Below are 25,133 nucleotides of genomic sequence, written 5' to 3' on the forward strand. Positions count from 1 at the left end.
AGATGCCGCGCAACGAGGAGAAATGACCCATGACCGGTAAAATCAGCGCGCTTGATCTTGGCCAGGGAGAGCTGAGCGAGGCGACAAAAACCTATTTCGCCAAATGCGAGGAGAAGCTCGGCCTCGTCCCCAACGTGCTCAGGGCCTATGCCTTCGACGACAAGAAGCTGCGCGCCTTCACCGACATGTACAACGATTTGATGCTGGGTGAGTCCGGCCTGTCGAAGCTGGAGCGCGAAATGATCGCGGTCGCCGTCTCCTCGATCAATCATTGCTATTATTGCCTGACCGCGCACGGCGCGGCGGTGCGCCAGCTCTCCGGCGACCCGCCGCTCGGTGAAATGATGGTGATGAATTTCCGCGCCGCCGATCTTTCGCCCAGGCAGACGGCAATGCTCGAATTCGCCGTCAAGCTGACGCAAGAGCCGGCCAAGATCGCCGAGGCCGACCGGGCCGCGCTGCGTCAGGCCGGCTTCACCGATCGCGACATCTGGGACATCGCCTCGACCGCTGCCTTCTTCAACATGTCGAACCGCGTGGCTGCGGCAATCGATATGCGGCCGAACGACGAATACCACGCCATGGCAAGGTGACGGATTGCGGCAGGGGCCAGACCGGGGCGTTATATTAGCAGTGTCGCATTCTCGTTGCTTGTTTGCCGGTTTGGTCCGATGATCGGCAGGCGGCATGACCGCATGCCGGTTCGATGCCGCTCACCAAGGGAGGAGAACATGGCGAAGTATCTCTACGTCTATCATGGCTCGGGCAAGATGCCGACCGACGAGGCCGAGCGGAAGGCCGCAATGGACGCCTGGAACGGCTGGTACGGCAAGCTCGGCTCGACCGTGGTCGACGGCGGCAATCCGGTCGGCATGTCGAAGATGGTGCTGCCCGGCGGCAAGGTCGAGAACAATGGCGGCAGCAATCCGGCCGCCGGCTACACGATCGTCGAAGCGAAAGACATCGACGATGCCGTCGCCAAGGCCAAGGACTGCCCGATCCTGATGAACCCGGCCTTCAGCGTCGAGATCGCGCCGATCATTGAAGTGATGTGACGCGCCGGCTCAGGACCGCGTCGCTATGGCGGCCGCCGCACCGGCCATCGTCGTGGCGCTGATGCGATTGGCGATCTTCATGGCGCGCTTGCTCTTCAAAAGCTTGCGCGCCTGTGATGCGGCGAGCACCCAGGCGAGGTCGATGGCGACCAGCACCACGGCCATGGTCGCCGTCAGCTCGACCCAGCCGACGATGCTGACCGAAGCGAGGTCGATGATGGTCGGCAGCAGCGCCAGGTAGAACATCATGATCTTGGGATTGCCGAGCGTCACCGCCATGCCGGCGAAGAACAGTTTTATCGCCGAATCCTCGCGCGGCATCTCGCCCTCTTTTGCATCGACAGGCGCGGTCCACATCTTCCAGGCGAGGTAAGCGAGATAGGCAACGCCGACCCATTTCACCACGACGAAGGCGAAATGGAAGGTCTGCGCCACGACAGCCAGCCCGAACACCGCCAGCGATAGCCAGATGCCCTCGCCGATCCACATGGCGAGCAGGAACGGGAACACGTCGCGAAACCCTTTCGAGATGACGCGGGCGACAAGCGCCGCGATCGATGGCCCAGGCGAGCCCGCGGCAACGAACAGAGCGGCGGCGAAAATCAGGAGCGAGGTGGGGTGCATAACCGGGTCTCTGGTTGAAAACCTTCGATTTCGGATATTAACGCAAGTGGCTCGGCTGCGGTAGCACCGACAAAAGACCCTTGTCGGTCCGGCATGTCGCGGCTAGAAAGGCCATCGCGAAACAATTTTGAGCTTCACTTTGCCTACGTAACCGCCGGTCTCGCCAACTCCCCCGACACACTGCATGACACCGCATTTGCGGTATCTGTTTTCATTTTCATGTGTTCTTCTGGGCGGCGGTTCGAGACCGGTTTGGCACTGCTGAACCGTTGTTGCGCGCTGCCGCCCGTGACATCCGATTTCCAATCATAGCAAGCGACCGCCACGCCGCGCCCGCATGGGCATCTCGACATCGCCGGCCTGATGAACTTCCCGACGGGAAGGGCTTATCGGCATGTCTGGACTTCTGCGTATCCACTGGGCAATCGCGCCCAAGACCGCACCTCGACCGCTCATCAATTGCAACCGCTGCGGCACCGTGAGGGCCTATTGCAGCAGCGGAAAGTTCCGCGTCAACGCCAATGGCAAACGCATCGACGTGTGGCTGATCTATCGCTGCATCGACTGCGACAATTCCTGGAATTTCGGCATTTTCGAACGCTGCAACCGCCGCGACATCGACCCGGCGCTGCTGGCGGCGCTCGAAAGCAACGATCCTGCACTCGCTCACCGTCATGCCTTCGATGCGGTGGCGTTGCGCAACCGGATCGGGCGCGTCGAGGAGTTCTCCGATGTCAGCGTTCACAAGCGCAGGCTCGGCGACACCAGGGAAGCCGCGACCGTGTTGGAACTCCAGCTCGGGCTCGAAATGCCGACATCGCTGCGGCTCGACCGGCTGCTCGCAAGCGAACTCTGCATCTCGCGATCACGGCTTCAGGCGCTGGAGGAGAAGCGGCTGCTCATCGTTGACCCGGATGGAGCAAAGGCCCTGCGCAAGCCGGCCCGTGCGGGAAACACGATCCGCATCGATCTGGCCGGCGAGGCCGATCGGCAGGCCATCATCGCGGCTGCCGGTGGATGAACGAAAAAGGGGGGGAACACTGGTTGCTCCGCCCCTCTCGATTATCGGAAAACAGAGAGCTTACGCCGCGCCGACCACCTTGGACGACTTCTCGAACCGCTTGCGCTCGTTCGGATCGAGATAGAGCTTGCGCAGTCGAATGGTCTTCGGCGTCACTTCGACCAGCTCATCGTCCTGGATCCAGGCCAGCGCGCGTTCCAGCGTCATGCGGATCGGCGGGGTCAGCTTGACCGCCTCGTCCTTGCCGGCGGCACGGATGTTGGTCAGCTTCTTGCCCTTGAGCACGTTCACTTCGAGATCGTTGTCTCTGGAATGGATGCCGATGATCATGCCCTGATACACCTTGACGCCCGGATCGATGACCATCGGGCCGCGATCTTCCAGGTTCCACATGGCGTAGGCGACCGATTCGCCCTGTTCGTTGGAAATCAGCACGCCATTGGTGCGGCCTGGCAGCTCGCCCTTGTAGGGCTCATAGGCATGGAAAAGCCGGTTCATCACGGCGGTGCCGCGCGTGTCGGTCAAAAGCTCCGACTGGTAGCCGATCAGGCCACGGGTCGGCGCATGGAAGACAATGCGCTGACGATTGCCGCCGGATGGGCGCAGTTCGACCATCTCGGCCTTGCGCTCGGACATCTTCTGCACGACGACGCCGGCATGCTCCTCGTCGACGTCGATGACGACTTCTTCGACCGGCTCCAGCAATTCGCCATTCTCGCCCTTCTGCATGACGACGCGCGGACGCGACACGGCGATTTCAAAGCCTTCGCGCCGCATCGTCTCGATCAGCACGGCCAGCTGCAATTCGCCGCGGCCGGAGACGAAGAACGAATCCTTGTCAGGCGATTCCTCGATCTTCAGCGCGACATTGCCTTCGGCTTCGCGCAGCAGGCGGTCGCGGATGACGCGGCTGGTCACCTTGTCGCCTTCGGTGCCGGCCAGCGGACTGTCGTTGACCAGGAACGACATGGTCACGGTCGGCGGATCGATCGGCTGCGCATGCAGCGGTTCGCTCACGCTCGGGTCGCAGAACGTGTCGGCGACGGTGCCCTTCGACAAGCCGGCAATGGCGACGATGTCGCCCGCCTGCGCTTCTTCGATCGGCTGGCGCTCAAGGCCGCGGAAGGCCAGGATCTTGGAAATACGGCCGGTTTCGATCTGGGTACCGTCATGGTGCAGCACCTTGACCGGCTGGTTGGCCTTCAGCGTGCCGCTCTCGATGCGGCCGGTGATGATGCGGCCGAGAAACGGATTGGCTTCCAGGATGGTGCCGATCATGCGGAACGGACCGGGATGAACGGTCGGCTCCGGCACATGCTTGATGACGAGGTCGAACAGCGGCGCCAACTGCTGGTCCTTCGGTCCTTCCGGATTTTCCGAAACCCAGCCATCGCGGCCTGAGCCGTACAGAATCGGGAAGTCGAGCTGCTCGTCGGTGGCGTCGAGCGCTGCGAAAAGGTCGAACACCTCGTTGACCACCTCGACATGACGGGCGTCCGGGCGATCGATCTTGTTGATGACGACGATCGGCTTCAGGCCGACCTTGAGCGCCTTGCCGACGACGAATTTGGTCTGCGGCATCGGCCCTTCGGCGGCATCGACCAGCACGATGGCTGAGTCGACCATCGACAGGATGCGTTCGACCTCGCCACCGAAATCGGCGTGGCCGGGGGTGTCGACGATGTTGATGCGGGTATCCTTCCAGTCGACCGAGGTCGCTTTGGCCAGGATGGTGATGCCGCGCTCCTTTTCGAGGTCGTTGGAATCCATGGCGCGCTCGGCCACGCGCTGATTGTCTCGGAAGGAGCCGGACTGCTTCAAAAGCTGGTCGACCAGGGTGGTCTTTCCATGGTCGACGTGCGCGATGATCGCGATATTACGGATTTTCATGTTCTGGTCTCGGAAGCGTTGCAGGCAGCAGGCCAAAAGGCGCTGCCTCTTTCGGTTGCGCGGCTCATACAGGGTTTTTCGCAGTTGCGAAAGAGGAGGCGCGTCACCAAATACTCATCAAATCTTAAGCATCTGCGTGTGAGATGATTTTGTTAACCAAGGCGGGAACCCTTCGGGGCCCGGGCAGTTCGAACGTCATGACCGATAAACTCAACCGATTCTGGCCGCTCATCGCCTCTGTTGCCTTCGCCGTCCTGCTGGCGGCCAACGCCGCGCAGTCGGCCGCGACGACGAAGGAATCACGGCCTGCCTTGCCGTCAGAGGCACAGTCGGCCGAGCAGATTTTCGCCGACGCGCCCGACGGCGTCGACCCGGTGGTGACCGGCCCGGTCAGCGCCGCCTTCAAGCAGCGGCAGGACGCCGCCAACTGCGACAGCGCCGTCTGGCCGAATATCCCCATGGTCTGCTACCCGGACTAAGGCATCGCGCGCCCTGGACGCGCGCGACACCTTTCCATCAGCGCGCGCTTATGCCGACCGCACCGGGTCGAGCGTCACCTTGTAGAGTTCGTTGTCGTCGCGATCCATCAGCCGCACCGTCATCTGCTCGCTGGCGCCTGAAATATCGACCAGCCCGAAGAATTGCAGACCTGCCGACGGCGGCAGGTTCTGTCCCTGTTCGGCGGTCGGCGCCTTGATGAACTTCAGCTCCGGACCGAACGTCATGTAGAAATCGTTCGGCCCGAATGTTCCGGCATGGATCGGACCCGAAACGAATTCCCAGAACGGATTGAAATCCTGGAACTGCGCCTTGTCCGGGTTGTAATAATGCGCGGCCGTGTAATGCACGTCGGCGGTGAGCCAGACGGTGTTGCTGATGCCGGCATTCTTGATGAAGCGCAGCAGGTCGGCGATCTCGAGCTCACGCCCTTTTGGCAAGCCATTGTCGCCATTGCTGACTGCTTCGGCACCAACCTTCTTGGTGCCGTCGTCCCAGACGACGAGGCCGAGCGGCATGTCGGCGGCGATGATTTTCCAGGTCGCCTTCGAATTCGCCAGTTCGCGCTTCAGCCATTTCGTCTGCTGCTCGCCGAGCATGCGCGATTGCGGCGTCATCTCATCCTGCATGTCGGGACCATTGGGGCCGCGGTAGGCACGCATGTCGAGGAAGAACACGTCGAGCAGCGGCCCGTAGGCGATCTTGCGATAGACGCGGCCGGGCTCGGAAGGTTCGTAGCGGATCGTCGTCATCTCGTGGAAAGCCCGCGCCGCACGGGCCGCCAGCACGTGGATGGATTTTTCCGTATAGCGGCTGTCGGCGCTGAGATCCTTCGAATCCGACCAGTTGTTCAGGACTTCATGGTCGTCCCACTGGTAGAAAGTCGGGCAGATGGCGCTGAGACCGAGCACGTTCCTGTCCATCATGTTGTATTTCCACTGGTCCCGGTATTCGTCCAGCGTCTCGGCAACCTTACGCTTGCCGTCGATCAGCACGACGTTCTTCCACTTGCCGCCGCCGGGCAGGTCGACCTCGTCCTTCATGGCGCCGTCGGCATAGATGGTGTCGCCCGAATGCAGGAAGAAGTCGGGCGTGTGCTTGCCGATCGTGGCGTAGGTCTTCATGCCGGTCTCATCGATGCCCCAGCCCTGGCCGGCGGTGTCGCCCGACCAGGCAAAGCGGATGTCGCGCTTCGAGGCCGGCGCCGTCCTGAAGCGCCCGGTGATCGGCTCGGAAACGGCGTTGATGTCGGCGAGATCGGCTGCCGTCATGCGATAGAAGATATCCTGGTCCGAAGCGAGGTCGGTGAGCAGCCGCTTGACGGTGTAGTCGCTGGCCGGCGACGTATCGAGCGACGCCAGGCGTGTCGCATTGACGAAATTCTCCGTCGACGACACTTCGAACATGACGCGCGACGGGCGATCGGTGCGCGTCCACACCATGCCGCTGGTTGCGTCGACATCGCCGGACTGGACGCCATGGGTGAAGGCCGGCCGCTGACTGGCGCGCGAATAGTAGGGCAGCGCCAGGCTCGAGACGCCAGCCAGGCCAACGGCGCTGGCGGAGGTGACGAAAGCGCGGCGAGTCATCGAAAGCTTGTTCACGGCTGTCTCCTGGATGGCTTGAACGGTGCCATCAAAATCCAGCGTCAATGTTTCAGGGACATCTCGGGATCATGAAGTTTTTCTGACGATCAACAGGCGGGTGGGCGTTTGCGCGGACGGCGAAGCTGCCGATCTTCCTCCGTGTGGGGGAGATGGCAGCTTGGCCGGTAGCGTCTCTCCCTACGCCGCCTGCGGCTCCGGCTCGAATGCCGGCTTGCTGGTGTTGATCAGCAGCGAGATACAGGCAGCGGCTATTGCCGTCATGCCGGCGATCAGGAAGGCCAGTTCGTAATTGCCCTGCAACTCGCGCATGGTGCCACCGAAGGCGGCGGCGGTCGCCGCACCGATCTGGTGGCCGGCGACGATCCAGCCGAACACGATCGGCCCACTGCGATCGCCGAACGCCTCATTGGCGAGCCTCAGAGTCGGCGGCACGGTGGCGATCCAGTCGAGACCGTAGAGCACGGCGAAGATGATCAGGCTGGTCGCTGAGAAGCCGGAATAGGGCAGGTAGATCAGCGACAGGCCGCGGATGCCGTAATAGACGCCGAGCAGCTTGCGGGGGTCGAAACGGTCGGTGAGCCAGCCCGACAATGTCGTGCCGATCAGATCGAAAATGCCCATCATCGACAGCAGGCCGGCGGCCTGCACCTCGCCAATGCCCATGTCGCCGCAAAACGCGATCAGATGCGTGCCGACCAGCCCGTTGGTGGTGAAGCCGCAGACGAAGAAGGTGGCGAACAGATACCAGAACACCCGCGTGCCGGCAGCACGGCGCAGCGTCGAGAACGTATGCGCCAGAAAGTTGCCCTGTGATGCAGGCGGGGTCGGCGGCACATCGTCAGCCTCGGCGCCATAGCGCACCATGCCGATCGATGCCGGCCGCTCCGGCACCAGCAGCCAGACCAGCGGTATCAGGGCAGCGGTCGCGATCGCGACCGCAATGACAACCGGCTGCCAGCCGCCCGACTGTGCCAGAGCGGCGATCAGCGGCAGGAACACCAGCATGCCCGAGGCACTGGAGGCCGACATCAATCCCATGACAAGGCCGCGATTGGTCTTGAACCAGCGATTGACGATGGTCGCGCCGAGCACGCTGGCGACGGCACCGGAACCAATGCCCGAGAACACGCCCCAGGTGATGAACAGATGCCACGGCTTGGTCATCAGCAGGCTGAGCATGGTCGAGCCCGACATCATCACCAGCGAGGCGAGCAGCGTGCGGCGCAGCCCGATGCGCTCCATCAGGGCTGCGGCAAATGGCCCCGTCAAACCGTAAAGCAGAATGCCGACACCGGCGGCCAGGGAGATGATGTCGCGGCGCCAGCCGAAACTGTTCTCGAGTGGCAGCATCATGACCGAGGGTGCGGAGCGCAGGCCAGCCGCGACCAGCAGGCTGAGGAAGATGACGCCGACCACGACGAAAGCGTAGCGCTGGCCAAAGGGGCGAGATTGAGTTATCATGTTACTGACCGGTACGTTGCAGGGTGGGAACATGTATACGTACCGATCGGTAACATTGTCAATCGAGTCACACGATGCCAACCGACAAAAATATTGAACTGACCATCAGCGACGGTCATGCATCCGCTCCGCCGAAAGCCGCCAAGAAGATCCTCGATGTGGCCTATGACCTGTTCTACCGGCGCGGCATCAGGGCGATCGGCGTCGACGAGATCGTCAAGCGTGCCGGCGTCACCAAGCCCAGCCTCTACCGCAGCTTTCCGTCCAAGGACGAACTGGCCGCTTCCTATCTCAGGCAATATGACCGTGAATACTGGGAGCGCTTCGACGAGGCGGTCGCCGCTCATCCCGGCGACCCGCGCGCTCAGATCAAGGCTTTCCTGACCCGCATCGGCAAGCGCACGCAGGTGGCGGACTATCGCGGCTGCGGCATGACCAATGCGGCGGTCGAATATCCCGACCACAGCCATCCGGCCCGCGTGGTCAGCGAGGCCAACAAGCAGGAACTGCGCCGCCGCCTGCGCGCCATGGCGGCTGCGATGGGCGCGCAAGACCCAGACACGCTCGGCGACGGCCTGCTGCTGCTGATCGAGGGCGCCTATATCAGCGGCCAGTTGTTCGGCCTCGGCGGTCCGGCGCAAGCGGTTGCCCGCAATGCCGACCTGCTGATCGAAGCCAGCTTGAAGAAATAGCGTTTGGCGCTACGCTGCGGCGGCTTGCAACGGAGATTGACCGCCATGCGTGCCATTCTGATCCCGCTTGTCCTGGTCGGTCTCGGTCAGGCGGCGCAAGCCGACGGCATTTCCAGCGCCTACACCGATCTGGATTCGAAAACGGACTGCGTGACCTACGCGCAGGCAGAAGAAGGCGACGGCGACTGGGCCGAACTCGCCTGTTCAGGCTATCGCGGCTATCCCGTACTGATCGCCTATGACGACGCCCGTGAATCGCTGTTCTACGGTTTTCCGCCCGGCGGCGACATGACGACGGTCTGGGAAAGCTTTTCCGGCTTCAATTCGTCCGGAGCCAAAGTCGAATGGCGCATCGAAACCAAGGGCGACACGGCAGTGCCCTATGCCGCCATCCATCGCCGCTCGATCAGCAATCCCGAGGACGAGAAAAAGCCGACCGAGGTGCTGCTCGTCGCCAAGGTCGGCCAGATGGACGCCCGCGACGGCTGCACCGTCGGCCTGGTGCTGGCCACCGGCAATCCCGCCGCCAACGACCAGGCGCGCAAGCTTGCCGACGACAAGGCACGCACCTTCGCCTGCGGCAAGGACAGACACACCGTCATCGGCAAAGTGCCGGCCTTCGGCCGGGTCGACAACTGACCGGTCGGGCTACTTGCTCGCCTTGGCCCGCTCGATCGCGTCGACGATCATCTTCTTGGCGTATTTGGAATCGTGCCAGCCTTCGATCTTGACCCATTTGCCGGGCTCGAGATCCTTGTAGTGCTCGAAGAAGTGCTGCACCTGCTGGCGCGTAATGTCGGGCAGCTGAGTGTATTCGGTGACGTTCTCATAACGCAGCGTCAGTTTTGGCGACGGCACGGCGATGATCTTCTCATCCTGGCCGGCATTGTCTTCCATGATCAGCACCCCGATCGGCCGCACGTTGATGACGCAGCCCGGCACCAGCGCGCGCGTGTTGCAGACCAGCACGTCGATCGGATCGCCGTCGCCCGACAGCGTGTGCGGCACGAAGCCGTAATTGCCGGGGTAGCGCATCGAGGTGTGCAGGAAGCGGTCGACGAACAGCGTGCCGGCCTCCTTGTCCATCTCGTACTTGATCGGCTCGCCGCCGATCGGCACCTCGATGATGACGTTGACGTCCTCAGGCGGATTCTTTCCGCTGGCTATGGCTTCAATGCGCATGGCTTAAATCCCTCTCTCGATGGACGATCGATAGCGGGCGGCGCGTCATGGTGCAATGCGGCGAATGGTGCTGGATGCGAATGGAACGCCCAATTGCCGAAAGGCCGGGTTGTCATTCCCAGACGAAAGCGACCTTCTTCAGCGCCTTCTGCTCGAAGATCTCGACGCCCTCGGCGACATCGCGGCCACCGGCGCCGGCATAGAAGGCAAGCGCGTTCTGGTTGTCCTCCAGCGCCCACACGACCATGCCTTTCAGCCCGTGATCGGCCAGCCGCGCCTTGGCCGCCGAAAACAGGCGGCTGCCGAGCCCGATGCCCTGATATTCCGGGCGCAGGTACAATTCGTAGATTTCGCCCTGCTGGCGCAGTTCACGGGCGCGGTTCTTGCCGATCGTCGCATAGCCGGCGATCTTGCCGCCGATTTCGACGACCAGAACGGTGGCGGCGCGGCGAATCGCATTCGCCCACCAGTCGGCGCCTCGACGGTTGATCATCGATGTCAGGGTCCGGTGCGGAATGATGCCGGAATAGGCGCCGCGCCAGGCTTCCAGATGCACCTCGGCGATGGCACTGGCATCGCGCGGGTCGGCTTTCCGGATGTCGATCGTCAGCGTATTCATGATTTGTTAACCATAAACCCGCATCGCCCGATTGCAAGGGTCCGGGCGGCCAGCCGGCTGCTTTCTCACAGGCGATCACCGCGCTGGTGAGGGGCCTTCAAGACTTCTGTGGAAAGGCTCAAATCTCGACAAGATGGTCGTCGAGCTCGTTGCTGTCGCCCGCAGTGACCGGGAAATGCTCGGCCAGCACCGCACCCACCAACTCGATCGCCTTGACGAAGCCGTCGGCAAGCCGGTCGTCGCCGGCATGCGCGGTAAGGTCGCGCACGACGCCGTCCCAGACATGCTGGCCGACCTTGGCGTCGATACCCGAATCGGCAACCACCTCGGCATAGCGCTCGGCGATCGAGACGAAGACCAGCACGCCGGTGCGCGCCGTGGTGCGGTGGACGTTGCGGGCGAGGAACTGCTTGATCGCGTTGGCGTGCGCCGCCTGGTAGCGCAGCCGCCTCGGCACCAGGTGGATGCGCATACCAGGCAGCGCCCACAACAAGGCCAGCACGCAGGCAAGCGCCAGGAGCTGGGCGAGGACGAAATGCGGCAGCCGGATCGACAGCCACCAGGCCTCCAGACCGTAGCCGACCGCCAGGCTGACGAACAGCATGCACACGGTCGCCATGAAGGCGGCCGGGAAGAAATAGCCGTCGCTGGCATGCGCCACGACACAGTAGATTTCGCCGTCGGTTTTCTCCTCGGCGGCGCGGATCGCGGTTGCGATGCGCTCATGATCCTGCGGGCTGATTGGTCGCGTTGCCATGATCTGTCTCACCAGCCTCCTGAAGAACCGCCACCACCGGACGAGCCGCCGCCACCGGAAAATCCGCCACCGCCGCTTGACCCCGAGGACCAGCCACTGCCCGAACCCGAAGACCAGCCGCCGCCCGACGACGAACCGGTTGTCCAGCCAGTGCCCGAGTACCCGCTCGGCCCGCGGCCATAACGAAACGTCATGCCCAGCCATTTGTACACGCCCGGCGACAGTTTCGTGCCGAACATCGGCGGCAGGAACGCCATCGCCATCCCGCCGAAGAACATCGTCGCCCACAGGATCAGGAACACGGCAAAGATCGGATCGATGGACGTGCCGTCATCGGCGGGATTGCGCTTGCCCCGCGCTTCCAGTTCTTCGGGATTGCCCTCCAGCACCATGACCATGTCATCGACGGCTTTGCTGATGCCGCCGGAGAAGTCCCCGGCGCGGAAGGCCGGCACCATGTCATTCTCGATGATGAGCTTGGTGTGCAGGTCGGTCAGCGTGCCTTCCAGCCCATAACCGATCTCGATGCGCATCTTGCGGTCGTTCGGGGCAACCAGCAGCAGCACGCCATTGTTCTCGCCCGCCTGGCCAAGTTTCCAGAAGCGGAACAGCCGGTTGGCGTAGGGCTCGATCTCCTCGCCATCGAGGCTGGGGACCGTCGCCACGACGATCTGGTCGGAACCTTTCGTCTCGAAGTCGGCGAGCTTCCGCGTCAGCGCCGTCTTGGTCGCGGCATCGATGATGCCGGCATTGTCGACGACACGGCCGGTCAGCGCCGGCAGGTCGGCCGCGTAGGCCATGACGCAGGAGAACAGCACGACCGCAGCAATCAGGACAGCCGAGGCGAGGCGGTCGCGTTTCGACAGGCTGATGCTGGATACCATCATGCCATCACCAGCTTCCCGACGAGCCGCCGCCGCCGGACGAACCGCCGCCGCCGGAAAAGCCTCCACCGCTGCTTGACCCCGAAGACCAGCCGCCGCCGGAACTCCCCGACGACCAGCCGCCACTGGAGGATCGCCGGCTTGGCTCGAAGGTCATGCCAAGCCAGCGGTAGCGGCCGGGGCCAAGCTTCTGGCCGAAGATCGGCGGCAGCACGGAAGCCGCAATGCTGCCGAAGAAGATGATCGCCCAGATGCTGATGAAGACGGCGAAGAACAGGTCGTCGGAATCGAAAGGCGCTTGCTGGTTGCGCTCGCCGCGCGCCTCCAGCTCCTCCGGATTGCCTTCCAGCACCATGACCATGTCGTCGACGGCCTTGCTGATACCACCGGAGAAGTCCCCGGCGCGAAAGGCCGGCACCATGTCATTTTCGATGATCAGCTTGGTGTGCAGGTCGGTCAGCGTGCCTTCCAGCCCATAGCCGACCTCGATGCGCATCTTGCGGTCGTTCGGGGCCACCAGCAGCAGGACGCCATTGTTTTCCTTCGCCTGGCCGAGCTTCCAGAAGCGGAACAGCCGGTTGGCGTAAGGCTCGATCTCCTCGCCATCGAGGCTGGGAATCGTCGCGACGACGATCTGGTCGGAGCCTTTTGTCTCGAAATCGGCGAGTTTTTGGGTCAGCGCCGCCCTGGTCGCGGCGTCGATGATGCCGGCATTGTCGACGACACGGCCGGTCAGCGCCGGGAGATCGGCCGCGAGGGCCGAAAACGGCAGCACAAGGACGAGCAGGACGACTGCGACAAGACGAATGACGCGCCGCCTCTCACCGGCCAGCAAGATCACGACGTTTGGCCCCGCCGTTCACCCGCCCTGCTTCGTGCCGAAATCGACCTTCGGCGGCTGCATCTTGTCTTCGGCGACGGTGAAATTGGCGAAGGGCTCGTTGCCGCGGAACCAGAAGGTCGCCCACAGCACCGAGGGGAACGTCCTCAGCGTCAGATTGTAGTCCCTGACCGCCTGGATGTAATCGCGCCGCGACACCGCGATGCGGTTCTCGGTGCCTTCGAGCTGCGCCTGCAGCGCCAGGAAGTTCTGATTGGCCTTGAGGTCCGGATAGGCCTCCGAGACCGCGATCAGCCGCGACAGCGCGCTGGTCAGCCCCGCCTGGGCATCCTGGAACTTCTTGAGGGCTTCGGGATCCTTCAGCGTTTCCGGTGTTACCGTGATCTGCGTTGCCTTGGCGCGTGCCTCGACCACCGCGTCGAGCGTATCCTTTTCATGCGAGGCATAGCCCTTGACCGTCTCGACCAGGTTGGGGATGAGGTCGGCGCGGCGCTGATACTGGTTCAGCACCTCGCTCCATGCCGCCCTGGCATTTTCTTCCGCCGTCGGGATGGTGTTATAGCCGCAGCCTGCAAGCAGCGGCAGCACGATCGCCATCATCAGGAAGGCGGGCAGCGTGCGGAACGTGGACGGCAAGGCAAGGCGCTGGGCAAACATGATGGGGTCCCTCGGTAGAAGTTGCACGCGAAGCATTACCACAATCAGCGCGCAAGAAAACCGCCCGCGCCGGCAGCCCCTCGCCTGGCACGCCCGGTGCCGCTGCAAGGCTCTGTGATTGGCCGTGCGAACGCGATAAGGTCCGGCAAAACGGGACATCATCATGGCGGAACGCCAGGACAGCGACAAGGAATCGCGCCGTATCCTCGAGCGCATTGCGCGCGAGACGGATCCGGCCGGCAACTCGTTTGTAGCGCGGGCAGCGAAAGGCATGCACGATCACGTCACCGCGGCCGATGCCGATCGTGCCGATCCGATCGAAGTCTGGGGCACCCGCTTTGGCCGCACGCTGGGCCTGCTGCTGGCGCTGGGCCTGATGGTCTGGCTCGTGCTTTACGTCATCCGGGACAGTTAGGAATCAAACGACAATGAGCGCCGAACAAACCGACGCGCCGCGTGCGGTCATCGTCATTTCCAGCCATGTCGCGCGTGGCTCGGTCGGCAACCGTGCCGCCGTCTTTGCGCTGGAGACCCTGGGTTTCCCGGTCTGGGCGGTGCCGACCGTCATCTTGCCCTGGCATCCCGGCCATGGGCGCGCGACGCGCATCGTGCCGCCGCTCGACGAGTTCAAGGCTCTGATGGCCGATCTCGAGCGGGCGCCATGGCTGGGTGAGGTCGGCGCCGTGCTGTCCGGCTATCTCGGCGAGGCGGGCCAGGCCGAGGCCGTCGCCTCGCTGGTCGCAGCGGTCAAGGCAAGGACGCCCGGCGCCGTCTATATCTGCGATCCGGTGATGGGTGATTCGGGCGGCCTCTATGTGCCCGAACCGACCGCCATCGCCATGCGCGACCGGCTGATGCCGATCGCCGACATAGCCACCCCTAACCGCTACGAACTGGAATGGATGGCCGGCGCCGCGTTGCCAGACATGAAATCGGTGATCGCGGCGGCGCTGCACGCCGGACCATCGACCATGCTGGTCACCTCGGCGCCGTCGATGATGACGGGCGGCACCGGCAACCTCCTGCTCGATAACAGCCAGGCGCTGCTCGCCGAACATCGCCTGATCGACAAGCCGCCGAATGGCCTGGGCGATCTGACGGCGGCCGTTTACCTGGCACGCATCCTGTCCGGCCAGCCGCCGATCAAGGCGCTGCAATCGACGACGGCGGCGGTCTACGAGATCCTGGCACGCACCGCCAAGCGCGGCGGCGACGAACTGCAGCTCGAAACCGATGCGCAGAGCCTGTCGCATCCGATGGCGATGGTCCAGCTTCGCCACCTCACACATCCAGGGCGGGGCCGCCGGGCGTGACATCGACTGAGGCCGTACTTGTCGGCGTCGATGGCTGCAAGGCCGGCTGGATCGCCGTCCGACGAACTTTTGGCATGGCACCGTCGGTCGGTGTCTTTGCAACCTTCACTGCCCTGCTCGCATCCCTTCCCGAAGACGCTGTCATCGCCGTCGACATGCCGATCGGCCTGCCCGGCTTTTCGGGCAAGGGCGGGCGCGGCCCCGAAGCCCTGGTGCGGCCGCTGCTCGGGGCACGCCAGTCCAGTGTCTTCTCGATCCCGTCCCGTGCCGCGCTCTATGCCGACACCAACGGCTTCACCACCATCGAAGCCTGGTATGCCGCGCACATCAGGGCAAGCGCGGTGGCCCTGACCACATCCGATCCGCCGCGCGGCGTCTCGATCCAGGCGTTCGGCATTTTTGCCAAGATCCGCGAGATCGACGCCCTGCTGATCGCGCGGCCCGATTTGCGCGGCCGCGTGTTCGAATCCCATCCGGAAGTCGCTTTCTGCCGCTTGAACGGCGATCAAGCCATGCAACTGCCGAAGAAGATCAAGGGCAGCATCAATCCGGCCGGCATGGCGGAACGCAAGGCGCTGCTCTGCCGGCTCGGCTATGATAAGGGCTTTCTCGACCAGCCGCCGCCCCGCGGTGCCGCCGCTGATGACTTCCTCGACGCAGCCGCGATGACGCTGATTGCCGGTCGCATCGTCGGCGGTGAGGCGCGGCCGTTTCCCGACCCGCCGGGCCGCGACAGCTTTGGCATTCCCGTCGCCATCTGGGCGTGACGCTGTTGGCCACGGTTGCGCTCGATGCATGGCATTTCTAGCCAGCCCTCATAATTCTGCATTGCTCGCGACCGGCTTTTGCCGCTAGAGCCTCTCTAGACCGCAACGAGCTGCCGCATCCAACCCGGAAAGGCTCCAGACGCCGCCCATGTCCCATCTCCCTGAACATCTTCTCGCCGGCTATCGCAATTTCATGAATGGCCGCTATCTCACCGAGAGCGGGCGCTATCGCGATCTCGCTCGCGAAGGCCAGGCGCCGGAGACGATGATCGTCGCCTGCTGCGATTCGCGTTCGGCGCCCGAGGCGATCTTCGACGCTGGGCCGGGCGAACTCTTCGTTCTGCGCAATGTCGGCAATCTGGTGCCGCCCTATGCACCCGACGGCGAATTCCATTCGACCTCGGCGGCGCTTGAATTCGCCGTGCAGAGCCTCAAGGTCAAGAACATCGTCGTCATGGGCCATGGCCGCTGCGGCGGCATCCGGGCGGCGCTCGACACCAATTCCGCGCCGCTGTCGCCGGGCGACTTCATCGGCAAGTGGATGAGCCTGATCGCGCCGGCGGCCGAAACCGTCTCCTCCAGCACCTTCATGACCGCTTCGGAGCGCCAGACCGCGCTGGAGCGCATCTCGATCCGCTATTCCATCGCCAACCTCAGAACCTTTCCCTGCGTCTCGATTCTCGAAGGCAAGGGACGGCTGTCGCTGCATGGGGCCTGGTTCGATATCTCGACCGGCGAACTCTGGACGATGAACAAGGAGACTGGCGATTTCGAACGGCCGGAGCTGGGATGAACGCGGCGGCGCGCAAGCTGGTGAACATCAGGTCGGTCGCTTTTGTGGCGGCCGCACTGCTGCTGGCGATTATTGCCGCCCGCGCCGATGATCGTGCCCTCATCAGCCGCTGGTATTCGGCGCTGCTGGTCGCCGACCGCACGGAACTGTCCGACCTGCTCGCCGACGATGTCCGCATCAAGCTGGACGACCTCGGCATCGTGCAAAGCAAGCAGGAATTCATCGCTTCGATCGACGAATGGAAAGGTGCCGTTGCCGGTGCTGCGATCCGGCACCGGATCGAGAAAAGCGAAGGCGGCGTCACCACGGTGGTCGCCTGCTACGATTTCCCCAACAACGACATGCTGATGCAGGAAACTTTCGCGGTCACCGACAACCGCATCACCGCCAGTTCACAAGCGGCGATCGCCGAAAACTGCGACGGCTTTTGAGGGCGATATCGGCCAAATCCGCATATTGCGGGTCCGCCGGCGGCGCCCTACATCGGGTACGACCCGCCTGCCTGCCCCACCAACGAAAGACTGTCCATGCCTTCCACGAAAGCCGTCGACCTCGCCGCCCATCCGCTGACCGCGTGGCAGGGGCCGCTCGGCCTGCCCGATTTCACGCGCATTGGCGACGGCGACTTCTCCCCGGTCTTCGACGCGGCGCTGAAGGCGCACGAGGCCGAGATCGAGGCGATCGCCGGCAACAAGGATGCGCCGACCGTCGAGAACACGCTTGCCGCGCTGGAACTCGGCGGCGAAGCGCTCGATCGTGTCTCGTCGATCTTCTGGTGCCGCGCCGGCGCCTACACCAATGAGACGATCCAGGCGCTGGAGCGCGACATCTCGCCGAAAATGTCCAGGCATTTCTCGGCGATTTCAATGAATGAGCGGCTGTTTGCCCGCATCGACGATCTCTACCAGCGCCGTGAGAGCCTGAAGCTCGACGCCGAGACCTTGCGGGTGCTGGAAAAGACCTGGAAGGGCTTCGTCCGTTCCGGCGCCAAGCTCGACGCCGACGGCAAGAAGCGGCTGGCAAGCATCAGCGAGGAATTGTCCTCGCTCGGCACAGCTTTCGGCCAGAATGTTCTGGCCGACGAGCGCGACTGGGCGCTGTTCCTCGATGAAGCCGACCTTGCCGGCCTGCCGGACTTCGTGAAAAGCTCCATGGCCGAGGCCGCCGAAATGCGTGGCCAGAAGGGCCGCTATGCCGTCACTCTGTCGCGCTCGATCTATGAGCCGTTCTCGACCTTCTCCGAACGCCGCGATCTGCGCGAGATCGCCTTCCGCGCCTTCACCATGCGCGGGCAGAATGGCGGCGCCACCGACAACACGAACGTGGTGCGCGACATGCTGCGCCTGCGGGCCGAAAAGGCAAAGCTGCTCGGCTACGCCTCTTTCGCCGCGCTGAAGCTCGACGACACCATGGCCAAGACGCCGAAGGCCGTGCACGCGCTGCTCGATCCGGTGTGGGAAAAGGCGCTTGAGAAGGCAGCAAGCGACCAGATCGAATTGCAACGGCTGGCCACCGCAGCCGGCAGCAACGAAAAATTCGCTGCCTGGGACTGGCGCTTCTACCAGGAGAAGCTGCGCGCGGAGAAATTCGCCTTCGACGAGGCGGAACTGAAACCTTATTTACAGCTCGACCGGATCATCGACGCTTGCTTCGACGTGGCGACACGGCTGTTCGGCATCACCTTCGAAGAGAAAAAGGGCATCGCGGCCTGGCATCCGGACGCCCGCGTCTTCGTGGTGAAGAATGCCGACGGCAGCGAGCGCGGCCTGTTCCTGGCCGACTATTTCGCCCGGCCGTCAAAGCGCTCCGGCGCCTGGATGAGCGCGCTGCAGTCCGGCTACAGGCTCGGCCACGGTGCGAGCCCGGTCATCTACAACATCATGAACTTCGCCAAGCCGCCGGTGGGCGAGCCGGCTCTGCTGTCGGTCGACGAGGCGAAGACGCTGTTCCACGAGTTCGGCCATGCTTTGCACGGCATGCTGACCGACGTCACCTGGCCCTCGGTTTCGGGCACTTCGGTCAGCCGTGATTTCGTCGAATTGCCCTCGCAGCTCTACGAGCACTGGCTGACCGTGCCGGCGGTGCTGGAAAAGCACGCTCTGCACGTCAAGACCGGCAAGCCGATGCCCAAGGCGCTGCTCGACAACATGCTGGCCGCGCGCACCTTCGGCGCCGGCTTCGCCACGGTCGAATTCACCGCCTCCGCCTTGATGGACATGGCTTATCACGCGCGGGCGGATGCGCCTGAAGCGCCGCTTCGTTTCGAAGCCGAAACGCTTGCAGAACTGCATATGCCGGACACCATAGCCATGCGTCACCGCACGCCGCATTTCGGCCACGTCTTTTCCGGCGAAGGCTATTCGGCCGGCTACTATTCCTACATGTGGTCGGAAGTGCTCGATGCCGATGCTTTTGCCGCCTTCGAGGAAACCGGCGACCCCTTCAACCCGGCGCTCGCCGAGCGGCTGCGCAAGAACATATACGCCGCCGGCGGCTCGAAGGATCCGGAAGAACTCTACACCGCCTTCCGCGGCAAGATGCCGTCGCCGGAAGCGATGATGGCCAAGCGCGGGTTGGTGTGATTAGCCAATCTCCCCCCTCGTGGGGGAGATTGGCAGCTTCCAAGGATCCGTCACCCTCGGCCACACCGGCCTTGTCAGCTTCTTGTAATCGGTCACCGCCGGATTGCTGGGATACGAACTCGGCGCCGAGACATAGATGATCTCGGCGGCGATCGGCTCGAAGCCGGCGTAGAAATGATTGGTCGACTTGATCAGCAGCATGTCCTTGGCTAGCGGATCGACGCCGATGTTGGAAAAGATATCCGGCTCGAAGGTCTGCGTGCGGTTGGTGTTGAGGATGATGTCGACCTCGGTGCCTTCGAGGCGGACCAGCGCCGTCGGCCCAAGCGTCACCCGGCTTGGCCCGAAACTCTGCCAGCCCTCCGCAACCGCCTTCAGCACGCGCACGCGCGCATCGATCGGCTCGCCGGCTTGCGGCCCGGCCTTGCCGCCGAAGCGCAGGTCGATGACTGCGCCCTCGCCCGCCGCCAGGCAGAAGGTGACCGCGATCGGATCCCAGATGGTCGCGACGGCGAACCTGTCCAGGCCACGCGCCAGCATCTGGCGCAGCACGAAGGTGCCGTCGCCGGGCACACCGCCGCCGGGATTGTCCCAGATATCGGCGATGACCACCGGCTTGCCCGGATTTTCTGTGCGCACGGCCAGCGCCCGATCGATGCCGTCGGCAGCACTCAGCATCGTCATCGCCGTCTTTTCGCGCAGCGCGTAGAGTTCCCGCCCGAGCCGTTCCGCCAGCGCGTCGCCCTTGGCCTTGTCATTGTCGGTGACGACCAGGATGCGCGTGCCCATCTCGGGCACATCGGCCGCCATGAAGCCGTGGATGACGGAGACCGACAGCACGCCGTCCTTGCCGTGCAACGCCTTGATGCGATCGACGAAGGACCGCATCGGCTCGCGGCTGGTCGGCAGCACCTGGATCATGCGGCAGTCGAAGGTCGAAATGACAGGGTTGATCTCACCACGCACTGCTGCCAGGCCAAGCTCGACGACATGTTCGCCGCGCTCGTAGAAATCGGTGTGCGGAAATTCGAGGAAATAGGCGAGAATGTCGGAGGCCGCGACGCGCTTCGGTGTCAGATGGCTGTGCGGATCGAGTTCCACGGCGATCACCACCTCCGGCCCGACCATTGCGCGAACCCGTTCGAGCAGATCGCCTTCGCAATCGTCATAGCCTTGCGCCACCATGGCGCCATGCAGGCCGAGGATGACAGCATCGACCGGCAGCGCCGCCTTGAGCTGGCCCAGAATCTCGTCGCGCAGAGCCTCATAGGTCTGCCGCTGCACCAGGCCGCCCGGCTCCGCCCAGGTGGCGGTGCCTTCGATGACGTAGAGGCCTTCGGCCACCGCACGCCGGCGTAGCGCCACCATCGGCGAGGAGCACAGCGTCGGCGTTTCCGGATGCTTGCCGGGCCCGGCATAGAAGGCCATCTCGAACGAAGCCCTATCGGTCGGCACCGGCGAGAAGGTGTTGGTTTCCGTCGCCAGCGAGGCGGTGAAAATGCGCATGAAAGCTCCGTCCGTGAATAGGCGCTATTTGACCGCCCCGAGCGCCAGGCCTCTGACGAGGTAGCGCTGCAGCCAGATGAACAGGATGGCCACCGGCAAGGTCGCCAGCAGCGTCGCGGCCATGACGTGATGCCATTCGATGGTGTAGCGGCCGGCGACCAGCGAAAACACCTGGATCGGCAGCGTGTAGCTTTCCTGGCTGCGCAGCATGGTGAGCGCCACGACGAACTCGTTCCAGGCGTTGATGAAGGTGAAGATCGCCGTCACCGCGATCGCCGGCAGGCAGAGCGGCAGGAACACCTTGCGCAAGGTCAGCCAGCGGCCGGCGCCCTCCATCCAGGCGGCTTCCTCGAGATCGCGCGGGATGGTGTCGAAATAGCTCTGCAGCATCCACACCGTGAAGGCGACGTTGAAGGCCATGTAGATGAAGCCGAGCGCCGTCGTGCTCTCGACCAGGCCCCAGGCGGCCATCAGCCGGAACAGGCCGAGCACCAGCACGATCGGCGAGATCATCTGCGAAATCAGCAGGAACTGGCGCAAGGCGCCGTAGCCGGCAAAGCGGAAGCGCGACATCGCATAGGCCGCCGGAACCGAGATCAGGATGGCGCCGACGGTGGCGATCACAGACACGTAGAGCGAATTGAGCAGCGCCTGGCCGAAGCCCGTCGCCACCCACATGTCGGAAAAATTCGACCAGCGGAATTCGCTCGGCCACCAGGTCGGCGACAGCACTTCCTGTCTCGGCTTGACTGCGGTCAGGAACATCACGGCGAAGGGAAAGAGCGTCACCACAATCAGCGGCGCCAGCAGCAGCCAGGCGATGATCGAACGCTTGAGCTTGCTCGTCATGCGCGTTGCTCCCGCATCGCCAGCCGCACATAGATCATGGTGAAGACCAGCAAGATGGCGAACATCACCAGCGACACCGCCGATGCTTCGCCCAGCTTGCCGATGCGGAAGGCCAGCTTGTAGAGATGGGTGACCAGGATGTCGGTCGAGTTGGCCGGCCCGCCCTGCGTCATCACCCAGATGATCGGGAAGGAATTGAAGACGTAGATGGTGTTGAGCACGATGGCGATGTTGATGAACGGTTTCAGGAGCGGAAAGGTAATTTCGCGGAACTGCTGCAGCGGCGTCGCCCCTTCAAGCGCCGCCGCCTCGTAGAGATCGTCCGGGATCGACGACAGCCCGCCGAGGAAGATCGTCGTCGTGAACGGCACTGTCACCAGGATGCCGATCAGCACTTGCATCGGAAAGGCGGTTTCGGCACTCGCCAGCCACTGGATGTTGTGATCGATGAGGCCGAGGCCGATCAGCGCCGAATTGAGCATGCCACTTTCGCCGCTCAGCGCCCAGCGCCAGACCACCGCAGTCATGGTCAGCGACACCGCCCAGGGCAGCATGATGATGACGCGGGCAATGCCGCGGCCATAGAAATCGGTGTTGAGGATCATCGCCACCGGGATCGACAAGAGAAGCGCGCCGCCGACCACCATCACCGTCCATTGGCCGGTGCGCCAAAGCGCGGCCGTGAAATCGGGATCGGCAGCGAGTGCCGCGAAATTGGCGAAGTCGTTGAAGTCACGAAGCTGGCCGAAGCGGCTGACGTCATGCGTCGAGATCTGGATCAGGTCCCAGACCGGCCAGAAGATGACCACCGCCGCCAGAAACAGGCTGGGCAAGGTCAGGAGATAGGGCAAGAAACGATTTTGCATCGGCTGGCTTTGTACCGCGTTGCGGGGAGATTGGATTTCGCTGGCTTAACAGATTGACTTGGTCCGGCCTCATTCTTCTCAGGGCACCGCTTCAGGATTCCTTGCAACCGTCGGCGCTGCCCTCACCTGCTCGTCCGTTCTCCGCAGCAGTTGCGGAAGGGCCCCTTTCCTCTCGCCCGTCGATCGGGGGAGAGGTGGCGAGCGACGCTCGACGGAGTGGGGGTCGACCCCTTGGGCGCAAGGCGAGGCTTGCGCCTGGTGCTCTTCCTATATCCGTTCGCGGTGGCTGCCAGGTGGTTCCCCCACTCCGTCTCGGCTTCGCCGAGCCACCTCTCCCCCCTCCGGTGGGAGAGGAAAGGAGCCCGGCTGGGCGGCGTTGACATCGACGAACTATCTTTCTGCTCGAGGCTGCAAGATGTGGCGCGCCCCGCCTGAATCTGGGGCGCGCCACGGGCGCACTGCCCCTACTTCTTCAGCACCGCATTGGCCTTGGCCGCCGCGTCCTTCAGGCCTGCCTCGGGGTCGCCGCCGAGATAGATCTTCTGCATGGCGTCCGACGTGATCTGGGCGACCTCTTCCCAGCCCGGGATGACCGGCGCGAAGCGGGCGTCGGGCAGCAGAGCGGTGAACGCGGCCAGATCGGCATTGTTGACGTAGTAGTCCATCTTGGCCTCTTCCTTGTTCACCGGCAGGAAGCCTTCGCCCTGTGTGAACTTGGCACGCTGCTCCGTGGTGAACAGGAAATCGAGCAGCTTCCAGGCCTCGTCCTTGTTCTTGGAGTTCTTGAACATGATGATGGAATCGGTGACGCCATAGGTGCCGCGCGCGCCGGTCGGTCCGGCGGGAATGGCCGCAACGCCGTATTTCAGGTTCGGCGCCTCGTCCTTGATCTGGTTGGACAGGAAGGGTGCGGTGATCATCATGCCGACCTTGCCCTGCTTGAACAGGTTCTGCACGTCCTCGCGGTTGTTGGAGGTGACGCCGGGTTCGGTCAGGCCTTCGTCGATCATCGACTTGTAGAGTTTGGCGGCTTCAAGCGCGCCGGGCGTGCTCAGGCCCGAAGTGCCGTCCTTGTTGAGGATTTCCGTGCCGTAGGACCACATCGCATAGTAGTAATAGACGTCGGTCTCGATCTCCTTGCCCTGCAGGCCGAAGCCGAACGTGCCGGACCCCAGAGCCTTGATCTTGCGCGCATCTTCCTGCAACTCGGTCCAGTTTGCCGGTGGCTTGGCGATGCCGGCCTTCTCGAACAGCTCCTTGTTGTAATACATGGCGCGCGCCGAGGCAGCGATCGGCAGGCCGTAGGTCTTGCCATCCATGATCGAGGGCGACAGGAAGGTGTCGATGAAGCGGTCCTTGAAGTCGGGCTTGATGTAGCCGTCGAGCGGTTCGGCGACATCCTGCTGGACGAAGTCGATCAGCCAGCGCGTACCGATGATCGACAGATCGGCATTAGTGCCGGCGGTGATGTCGGTGGTCAGCTTCTGCAGCAGCACATCCCACGGCACCACTTCGAACTTGACCGTGATGCCAGGGTTCGCCGCCTCGAATTCCTTCTTGACGCTATCGAAATAAGGGCCAGTCTTGGCGCTGTACTCGGCCACGGTGACCCGCACCTCGCCCGCATCCGCCTGCGCCGCAATTGCCAGCATGCTCATTCCGGCCATCAGGCCGACAGTCCATTTTGCAAGACTCATTTGAACTCTCCCATTTTGATTTTTGCGCCTGCGCGCCTCTTCGTTACCCAAGCAGAAGATTTATGTGACTTTCCTACATTATCGAGGATTTGAAGGCTTGCAAGCAGATTATTCTGTTGCTTAATTACATTTTGTGGACTAGGCCTGATCCGACCTGTCGAAGATCCCGGAGGATGACGCACGGTGGTTTCGCAAACGGAACTCGAAGGCAGGGCCGAATTCGAGGGCAAAACTGTCGTTGTGACGGGTGCGGGCGGCGGCCTCGGCACGGCCATCGTGGCGCTGATGGCGCAAAGGGGCGCCAGGGTCGTAGGCTGCGACCAGTCGAGCGAGGCGTTGAAGAGCCCGTATTTTGCCGCCCGCCACGTCTTCGATCTTCTCGACAAGGCGTCGATAGCCACGGCGATCGCCGCCATCCTCGACCGGGACGGTGTGCCCGACATTCTCATCAACAATGCCGGCTGGACGCGCGCCGAGACGCTCCCCGCGCTCAACCCCGACAGGATTGAGCAGGAACTCGACCTCAACCTGACCGGCGTGATGAATTTCGCCGATCCGCTGGTCAAGGCGATGGCCAGCCGTGGCTCCGGCAGCGTCGTCTTCATCTCCTCGGTCAACGCCATCGCGCATTTCGGCAATCCCGCCTATGCCGCGGCCAAGGCCGGCATCAACGCCTATGCCAAGGCGATCGCCGTCGAGCTCGGCCGCAGCGGCCTGCGCGCCAATGTCGTCTGCCCCGGATCGATCCGCACCGCCGCCTGGGACCACCGCCTTGCCAAGGATCCCGAAATCCTCGGCAAATTGCAGCGGCTCTATCCGCTCGGCCGCATCGTCAACGCTGCGGAAGTGGCGGAAGCCGTCGCTTTCCTTGCGTCCGATCGCGCATCGGGAGTAACAGGCGTGGTGATGCCCGTGGACGCGGGACTGACCGCCGGTTGCCTGCCCTTCATCGACGACATATTGGGAGCGTGA

27 protein-coding genes are annotated in these 25,133 nt (G+C 63.4%); 13 read left to right on the forward strand and 14 right to left on the reverse strand.

From position 1 onward, the window contains the following. The first annotated feature begins 29 nt into the window (after nt 1-29). Both LB559_RS18025 and LB559_RS18030 read left to right on the forward strand, forming a co-directional pair. Nucleotides 30-593: a peroxidase-related enzyme gene (locus LB559_RS18025; RefSeq protein WP_224674637.1), complete on the forward strand. Its 564-nt coding sequence runs from the start codon at nt 30-32 to the stop codon at nt 591-593. A gap of 138 nt (nt 594-731) precedes the next feature. After that, the gene (locus tag LB559_RS18030) at nt 732-1,055 is read left to right on the forward strand and encodes a hypothetical protein (RefSeq protein ID WP_224674638.1); all 324 of its coding nucleotides are present in this window, start codon (nt 732-734) and stop codon (nt 1,053-1,055) included. Nucleotides 1,056-1,064: 9 nt separating this feature from the next. On the opposite strand, the gene LB559_RS18035 is transcribed toward LB559_RS18030, so the two are convergent. Beyond that, nucleotides 1,065-1,679 (reverse strand): LysE family translocator, encoded by a 615-nt coding sequence (locus LB559_RS18035; RefSeq protein WP_024504201.1) that lies wholly within the window; start codon nt 1,677-1,679, stop codon nt 1,065-1,067. 394 nt (nt 1,680-2,073) lie between these two features. On the opposite strand from LB559_RS18035, the gene LB559_RS18040 reads away from it, so the two are divergent. Further along, nucleotides 2,074-2,700, forward strand: coding sequence for a DUF1062 domain-containing protein (locus LB559_RS18040; protein WP_013529004.1), 627 nt, complete (start codon nt 2,074-2,076; stop codon nt 2,698-2,700). Between the two features lie 60 nt (nt 2,701-2,760). Here the strand turns inward: LB559_RS18040 and typA are convergent, their stop codons facing one another. Further along, a complete protein-coding gene (gene typA, locus LB559_RS18045; RefSeq protein WP_013529003.1) occupies nt 2,761-4,590 on the reverse strand; it encodes a translational GTPase TypA in 1,830 nt (609 codons plus the stop codon). Between the two features lie 197 nt (nt 4,591-4,787). Between typA and LB559_RS18050 the strand changes: the two genes are divergently transcribed. After that, complete coding sequence (locus LB559_RS18050) at nt 4,788-5,069, forward strand: hypothetical protein (protein ID WP_224618852.1); 282 nt, start codon at nt 4,788-4,790, stop codon at nt 5,067-5,069. 48 nt (nt 5,070-5,117) lie between these two features. Here the strand turns inward: LB559_RS18050 and LB559_RS18055 are convergent, their stop codons facing one another. Both LB559_RS18055 and LB559_RS18060 read right to left on the reverse strand, forming a co-directional pair. Continuing rightward, the gene (locus LB559_RS18055) at nt 5,118-6,677 is read right to left on the reverse strand and encodes an alkaline phosphatase D family protein (RefSeq protein ID WP_263499093.1); all 1,560 of its coding nucleotides are present in this window, start codon (nt 6,675-6,677) and stop codon (nt 5,118-5,120) included. 195 nt (nt 6,678-6,872) lie between these two features. Then, the gene (locus LB559_RS18060; RefSeq protein WP_064995962.1) at nt 6,873-8,156 is read right to left on the reverse strand and encodes an MFS transporter; all 1,284 of its coding nucleotides are present in this window, start codon (nt 8,154-8,156) and stop codon (nt 6,873-6,875) included. A 74-nt stretch (nt 8,157-8,230) separates the two neighbouring features. On the opposite strand from LB559_RS18060, the gene LB559_RS18065 reads away from it, so the two are divergent. Both LB559_RS18065 and LB559_RS18070 read left to right on the forward strand, forming a co-directional pair. After that, on the forward strand, nt 8,231-8,848 hold the full coding sequence (locus LB559_RS18065; RefSeq protein WP_013528999.1) for a TetR/AcrR family transcriptional regulator: 618 nt from the start codon (nt 8,231-8,233) through the stop codon (nt 8,846-8,848). Between the two features lie 45 nt (nt 8,849-8,893). Continuing rightward, a complete protein-coding gene (locus tag LB559_RS18070) occupies nt 8,894-9,487 on the forward strand; it encodes a hypothetical protein (protein ID WP_224674640.1) in 594 nt (197 codons plus the stop codon). Between the two features lie 9 nt (nt 9,488-9,496). On the opposite strand, the gene ppa is transcribed toward LB559_RS18070, so the two are convergent. The 6 genes from ppa to LB559_RS18100 all read right to left on the reverse strand — a co-directional run bounded on the left by ppa (nt 9,497) and on the right by LB559_RS18100 (nt 13,788). Then, nucleotides 9,497-10,030 carry an inorganic diphosphatase gene (gene ppa, locus LB559_RS18075; RefSeq protein WP_013528997.1) on the reverse strand — a complete coding sequence of 178 codons (534 nt, stop codon included), beginning with the start codon at nt 10,028-10,030 and terminating at the stop codon, nt 9,497-9,499. Nucleotides 10,031-10,142: 112 nt separating this feature from the next. Next, the gene (locus tag LB559_RS18080; RefSeq protein ID WP_013528996.1) at nt 10,143-10,649 is read right to left on the reverse strand and encodes a GNAT family N-acetyltransferase; all 507 of its coding nucleotides are present in this window, start codon (nt 10,647-10,649) and stop codon (nt 10,143-10,145) included. A gap of 118 nt (nt 10,650-10,767) precedes the next feature. Beyond that, entirely contained in the window at nt 10,768-11,406 is a 639-nt protein-coding gene (locus LB559_RS18085; RefSeq protein WP_224674641.1) for a TPM domain-containing protein, read from the reverse strand. Between the two features lie 8 nt (nt 11,407-11,414). Further along, the gene (locus LB559_RS18090; protein ID WP_224674642.1) at nt 11,415-12,293 is read right to left on the reverse strand and encodes a TPM domain-containing protein; all 879 of its coding nucleotides are present in this window, start codon (nt 12,291-12,293) and stop codon (nt 11,415-11,417) included. Nucleotides 12,294-12,297: 4 nt separating this feature from the next. Beyond that, nucleotides 12,298-13,122, reverse strand: a complete 825-nt coding sequence (locus LB559_RS18095) for a TPM domain-containing protein (protein WP_411970082.1) — start codon at nt 13,120-13,122, stop codon at nt 12,298-12,300. Between the two features lie 27 nt (nt 13,123-13,149). After that, the gene (locus LB559_RS18100) at nt 13,150-13,788 is read right to left on the reverse strand and encodes a LemA family protein (protein WP_024504707.1); all 639 of its coding nucleotides are present in this window, start codon (nt 13,786-13,788) and stop codon (nt 13,150-13,152) included. A 163-nt stretch (nt 13,789-13,951) separates the two neighbouring features. Here LB559_RS18100 and LB559_RS18105 point away from each other — a divergent pair, with 163 nt between their 5' ends. From LB559_RS18105 to LB559_RS18130, 6 genes are all read left to right on the forward strand, one after another. Continuing rightward, nucleotides 13,952-14,203 carry a hypothetical protein gene (locus tag LB559_RS18105; protein ID WP_224674643.1) on the forward strand — a complete coding sequence of 84 codons (252 nt, stop codon included), beginning with the start codon at nt 13,952-13,954 and terminating at the stop codon, nt 14,201-14,203. 13 nt (nt 14,204-14,216) lie between these two features. Next, on the forward strand, nt 14,217-15,101 hold the full coding sequence (gene pdxY, locus LB559_RS18110) for a pyridoxal kinase PdxY (RefSeq protein WP_063169475.1): 885 nt from the start codon (nt 14,217-14,219) through the stop codon (nt 15,099-15,101). Further along, nucleotides 15,098-15,868 carry a DUF429 domain-containing protein gene (locus tag LB559_RS18115; protein ID WP_127389866.1) on the forward strand — a complete coding sequence of 257 codons (771 nt, stop codon included), beginning with the start codon at nt 15,098-15,100 and terminating at the stop codon, nt 15,866-15,868. Before pdxY ends, LB559_RS18115 begins: the two co-directional genes overlap by 4 nt. Before the next feature lie 148 nt (nt 15,869-16,016). After that, nucleotides 16,017-16,661 carry a carbonic anhydrase gene (locus tag LB559_RS18120; RefSeq protein ID WP_023811712.1) on the forward strand — a complete coding sequence of 215 codons (645 nt, stop codon included), beginning with the start codon at nt 16,017-16,019 and terminating at the stop codon, nt 16,659-16,661. After that, the gene (locus tag LB559_RS18125; RefSeq protein WP_013528987.1) at nt 16,658-17,092 is read left to right on the forward strand and encodes a hypothetical protein; all 435 of its coding nucleotides are present in this window, start codon (nt 16,658-16,660) and stop codon (nt 17,090-17,092) included. The genes LB559_RS18120 and LB559_RS18125 overlap by 4 nt, the downstream gene beginning before the upstream one ends. 96 nt (nt 17,093-17,188) lie before the next feature. After that, entirely contained in the window at nt 17,189-19,243 is a 2,055-nt protein-coding gene (locus LB559_RS18130) for a M3 family metallopeptidase (protein ID WP_224674644.1), read from the forward strand. On the opposite strand, the gene LB559_RS18135 is transcribed toward LB559_RS18130, so the two are convergent. From LB559_RS18135 to LB559_RS18150, 4 genes are all read right to left on the reverse strand, one after another. Further along, nucleotides 19,244-20,749 carry a M81 family metallopeptidase gene (locus tag LB559_RS18135; RefSeq protein WP_224674645.1) on the reverse strand — a complete coding sequence of 502 codons (1,506 nt, stop codon included), beginning with the start codon at nt 20,747-20,749 and terminating at the stop codon, nt 19,244-19,246. 24 nt (nt 20,750-20,773) lie between these two features. Then, nucleotides 20,774-21,598: a carbohydrate ABC transporter permease gene (locus tag LB559_RS18140; protein ID WP_013528984.1), complete on the reverse strand. Its 825-nt coding sequence runs from the start codon at nt 21,596-21,598 to the stop codon at nt 20,774-20,776. After that, a complete protein-coding gene (locus tag LB559_RS18145) occupies nt 21,595-22,464 on the reverse strand; it encodes a carbohydrate ABC transporter permease (RefSeq protein WP_024504714.1) in 870 nt (289 codons plus the stop codon). Before LB559_RS18145 ends, LB559_RS18140 begins: the two co-directional genes overlap by 4 nt. Before the next feature lie 464 nt (nt 22,465-22,928). Further along, nucleotides 22,929-24,161 carry an ABC transporter substrate-binding protein gene (locus LB559_RS18150; RefSeq protein ID WP_013528982.1) on the reverse strand — a complete coding sequence of 411 codons (1,233 nt, stop codon included), beginning with the start codon at nt 24,159-24,161 and terminating at the stop codon, nt 22,929-22,931. Nucleotides 24,162-24,344: 183 nt separating this feature from the next. Between LB559_RS18150 and LB559_RS18155 the strand changes: the two genes are divergently transcribed. Next, nucleotides 24,345-25,133, forward strand: coding sequence for an SDR family oxidoreductase (locus LB559_RS18155; protein ID WP_027163007.1), 789 nt, complete (start codon nt 24,345-24,347; stop codon nt 25,131-25,133).

The organism is Mesorhizobium sp. BR1-1-3 (genome assembly GCF_020165455.1).
Taxonomy (GTDB): domain Bacteria; phylum Pseudomonadota; class Alphaproteobacteria; order Rhizobiales; family Rhizobiaceae; genus Mesorhizobium; species Mesorhizobium ciceri.